Annotated in this window: 2 protein-coding genes, 3 tRNA genes, 1 rRNA gene and 1 pseudogene; 3 read left to right on the top strand and 4 right to left on the bottom strand. The window is 58.2% G+C overall.

Going from position 1 to position 3,412, the window contains the following annotated elements:
* The 3 genes and pseudogenes from H9X91_RS14825 to H9X91_RS13935 all read left to right on the top strand — a co-directional run.
* Nucleotides 1-346: pseudogene (locus H9X91_RS14825) on the top strand (relaxase/mobilization nuclease domain-containing protein); the annotation flags it as partial.
* 301 nt (nucleotides 347-647) lie between these two features.
* Complete coding sequence (locus tag H9X91_RS14520; protein ID WP_243414570.1) at nucleotides 648-1,154, top strand: hypothetical protein; 507 nt, start codon at nucleotides 648-650, stop codon at nucleotides 1,152-1,154.
* Between the two features lie 358 nt (nucleotides 1,155-1,512).
* Nucleotides 1,513-2,727: a tyrosine-type recombinase/integrase gene (locus tag H9X91_RS13935; protein WP_204805861.1), complete on the top strand. Its 1,215-nt coding sequence runs from the start codon at nucleotides 1,513-1,515 to the stop codon at nucleotides 2,725-2,727.
* A 222-nt stretch (nucleotides 2,728-2,949) separates the two neighbouring features.
* Here H9X91_RS13935 and H9X91_RS13930 read toward each other — a convergent pair.
* The 4 genes from H9X91_RS13930 to rrf all read right to left on the bottom strand — a co-directional run.
* Nucleotides 2,950-3,025, bottom strand: a tRNA-Trp gene (locus tag H9X91_RS13930).
* Nucleotides 3,026-3,064: 39 nt separating this feature from the next.
* A tRNA-Ile gene (locus H9X91_RS13925) sits at nucleotides 3,065-3,141 on the bottom strand.
* A gap of 56 nt (nucleotides 3,142-3,197) precedes the next feature.
* A tRNA-Asn gene (locus H9X91_RS13920) sits at nucleotides 3,198-3,273 on the bottom strand.
* Nucleotides 3,274-3,306: 33 nt separating this feature from the next.
* A 5S ribosomal RNA gene (gene rrf, locus H9X91_RS13915) occupies nucleotides 3,307-3,412 on the bottom strand; the annotation flags it as partial.

The raw sequence follows: 3,412 nt of genomic DNA, 5'->3' as shown, positions 1-3,412 counted from the left end.
CACCCGCTATCTCACCGGGGTCAACTGCATGGCGGATCTGGCCTATCAGAGCTTCCTGGCCACGAAAAACCTGTATGGCAAGGCCAGCGGCACCTGGTTCTATCACTACACCCAGTCCTTCTCGCCCCAGGAGCACGTTACGCCGGCGGAGGCCCATCAGATCGCCCAGGAGCTGGCGGAGCGGTTCTTCCCCGGCTGCGAAGTGCTGGTGGCTACCCACATCGACCGGGCCCACCTCCACTCCCACCTGGTAGTGAACTCCGTGAAGCCGGACACCGGAAAAAAGCTCCACTTCACGCCCCGGACCTTAGAGCGGATGCGGCTGGTCAGCGACCAGATCTGCCGGGAGCACGGGCTGACCATCCTTAAGCCGTATCGCCAAAAGAAACAGGTCAAGGGCCTCCGGCCGGGGGAGTACCGCAGCGCCATGCGGGGACAGAGCTGGAAGTTTCAGCTGATCGCGGTGATCGAGGCGGCCATGGAGCGCGCCGGCAGCCGGGAGGAATTCCTGGACGAGCTGCGGCGCCGGGGCTACGATGCCCGGTGGGAGGAAGGCCGAAAACGCATCACCTACATCACCCCTACGGGAATGCGGTGCCGGGACGATAAGCTCCACGAGGAAAAATTTAGGAAGGAGAAGATGGAAGATGAGTTTCGAATCCGACAACGCGCAGCGCAACACCACTTTGGACAGGCTGAAACAGCGGACACCGCCTACGCTGGCGGATCAGCAGCCCAACCTCCTCTACACCATGCCGGTGACGACGGTGGAGCGGCTGGAGGAAGTCCTGCGGAGGACCTTGGCCCTGCAGGAGACCATCCGGGCGGATACGGAGAGACTGGCCACCAAGGAAAATCTGAAGGAGCTGGCCACAGGTCAGCAGCTGGTGGACTGGCTGAATCAGGCCAACAGCATCCATCAGGGGATCTGCCGGGACCTGCGCCAGACGGTCCAGGAGATGAAGGAGGAACACAAACAGGATGGGAGGCGGCGCGACGGGTTTATGAGGGAGCTCTCCGAACTGGAAGCCCAGTTCCGCCGGAATTGGGACGAGGCCTCGGCCCGCTTCCAGGGCAAGATCCTGCTGACGCTCCTGGCGTCGGGCATCGTGTCAGCAATGGTCAGTGTCCTGATGTGGCGGGTGTTACTGTAACCGGGCAGATCATCCACCTCCTGGCCCGTCTGGAGGGCAGCGAACAGCAAATGCCGGTGCAGGACAGTACGACTCTCCCAGCTCGCATGGACCGCAAGGCGTGGGCAAAGGAGCGGCGGCACCGAAGTGGGCACCGGAAAGATGCTCCCGAGGAAGGACAGCAGCTGTTCTGAACAGGATCAGGCCCCGGGATATCCCGGGGCCTGATTTCCCCTCCAGGCAGCTCAAAAGCTGCGCCGCATAAAACAAAGATAAGGCTTCCGGCCAAATTGTTACTTTTCTGATAAGAGTGACTATAGCCCCTGGCTTTCTCTTTTTTCTGTGGTATGTTGTGTTGCTGAGAAAGGAGGGCTGGAATATGCAGCGAAAATTACTGACAAACGGAAACATCTTCAAACGAACAGACGGCCGTTGGAACGGCGTGGTCTGGTACTCGGACGAGCAGGGAATGAAAAAGCGAAAGTCCTTCTGCGGGGCCACGAAGCAGGAGGTCAAAGAAAAAATCACCGCCTACCTTGCCGACTTCGACCGCCAGCTCACAGCCTCAGATGAATCCAAGGCAAAGCTGGAGGAAAGCATGGGCAGATGGCTCCGGGTATTCAAATTTCCCTCTGTGGAGCGTGGTACCTACGACCGGCTGGAGTGCACTGCCAAGCATCAGATCTACCCGATCATCGGCGGTAAGGTGGTGGGCGACATTACCTCAGCGGACATCAAGGCACTGCTGAACCACTGGATGAACGAGGGCTACGCCTACACCACGGTCAAGAAGGTCTACAACATCCTCACCGACTACTTCCGCTACCTAACCCAGCAGGAGTACATCCAGAAGAATCCGATGGCTGCGGCTCCCATGATCAAGAAGTCAAACTTCATGGCCAGCCAGGGCAAAGAGGATCTGCCAACCTTCGAAACTGTGACCATCTTCACTCCGGAGGAGATCGTGAAGTTCAAAGCCGAGTCTCTCCGAACCTGGAGAAACGGGACACCCATCTATCAGCAGGCGGCAGCCTATACACTGATGCTAAATACCGGACTCCGCACAGGGGAAGCCCTCGGCCTGCTGAACAGTGACATTGATCTGGAGAACCGCGTCATCCACCTTCAGCGGGGCGTAAAGGAAGTTTCCCGGCGGGAAGGCGCCGAATCCATCGGCGGCCGGGAGGTGAAGATCGGCAAGCTGAAGAGCACCTCCAGCAAGCGGGATGTGCCCCTCAATCAGTCGGCAGTGGACGCCATCCTGGATCTGAGAGCAGAACGGTACTTCGGAGAGGACAGCCCACTCATCTCTGATGAACACGGAGGCTATACCCGGCCGGTAAACTTCCGGAAACGATATTACCGCATCCTGGAAGCGGCTGGACTGGAGCGGCGTGGACTTCATACCCTCCGCCACACCTTCGCCACCAATCTGGTCAATGGAGTCAAACAGCCGGATGGAACCATCCGCTCCCTCTCTCCCCGGCAGGTGGCCGACCTCCTCGGCCACTCCACCTCGGAGATCACAGAACTCTACTATGTGAAAAAGGATACTTCCCGTCTGGCAGGGATCACGGCAGGATTTGATCTCTGAAGCACCCTCCAAAAAACGCGCCCCCGACCGGAAATCAACCGGCCGGGGGCGCAAAACTTTGATGCTAAAATGATGCTGTAGCAGACGGAAACAGTAAAAACAGATGACACCAGATACCACATTCAGGGCATCATTGGAGCATCACCCGCGGTCTCCCAAAAATCATTCCCTCGAAAAAAATAACAAAAAACCCCGATTTCTCGGGGTTTTCAGGATAATCAATGGCAGGGGCAGAAGGATTCGAACCCTCGGCACGCGGTTTTGGAGACCGCTGCTCTACCAGCTGAGCTATACCCCTATCTCGCTTGCGGCGTTCCCGTCAGGCGATCGACCATTCTGGTGGGCCTTCAGGGATTCGAACCCGGGACCGGCCGGTTATGAGCCAGCTGCTCTAACCAACTGAGCTAAAGGCCCGTATCGGCATTTCCTTCAAGAGAAGTATTGCCGCCACGCCGAGTGGCGGCAATACGTGGCTCCCCCAGTTGGACTCGAACCAACGACACCGCGGTTAACAGCCGCGTGCTCTACCGACTGAGCTATGGAGGAATGTGGCAGGCCCTTGTCTGAAACAAGAGCCTGTGTTGGCGCTACCTATTTTCCCGGGCCGTCGCCAGCCAAGTATTGTCGGCAGGAACGAGCTTAACTACCGTGTTCGGAATGGGAACGGGTGGACCCTCGCCCTAAT

Origin of the sequence: Oscillibacter valericigenes, assembly GCF_016902445.1 — a bacterium.
In the GTDB taxonomy this organism is placed as follows: domain Bacteria; phylum Bacillota; class Clostridia; order Oscillospirales; family Oscillospiraceae; genus Oscillibacter; species Oscillibacter avistercoris.
The sequence above is the reverse complement of the archived record's forward strand: the minus strand, read 5'-3'. Positions and strand labels throughout refer to the sequence as shown.